At 62.6% G+C, this 489-nt stretch carries 1 protein-coding gene; it reads right to left on the reverse strand.

Features of this window, described 5'->3' with window-relative positions; all coding sequences use genetic code 11:
* Nucleotides 1-489: electron transfer flavoprotein subunit beta/FixA family protein (locus D7Y13_RS42240; protein ID WP_147452677.1), on the reverse strand; the 489-nt coding region annotated here is incomplete at both ends.

The raw sequence follows: 489 nt of genomic DNA on the forward strand, positions 1-489 counted from the left end.
TCCCAGCACCTTGAGTTTGTCGACCAGGTCGTCGACCGAGGCGACCTTGACGCCGGCTTGGCGCTTGGCCGGCTCGACTACCTTGAGCGTTTCCAGCCGGGCGGCGACATCGACCCCGTAATCGCCGGGCGACTTGGTCGCCATCGGCTTCGACTTGGCCTTCATGATATTGGGCAGTGAGGCGTAACGCGGCTCGTTTAGCCGAAGGTCGGTGGTGACGATGGCGGGAGTGGCGAGCTTCAATGTTTCGAGCCCGCCATCGACTTCGCGAGTGACGTTGATGTCGCTGCCGGCGACTTCGAGTTTCGACGCGAAGGTCCCCTGCGGCCAGCCGAGCAAGGCACCGAGCATCTGCCCGACCTGGTTCGAATCATCGTCGATCGCCTGCTTGCCGAGGATCACCAGCCCGGGCTGTTCCTCATCGACCACGCCCTTCAATATCTTGGCGACAGCCAGCGGCTCGACTTCCTCATCGCACTGGATCAGGAT

Source organism: Corallococcus praedator, assembly GCF_003612125.1.
Classification (GTDB): Bacteria; Myxococcota; Myxococcia; order Myxococcales; family Myxococcaceae; genus Corallococcus; species Corallococcus praedator.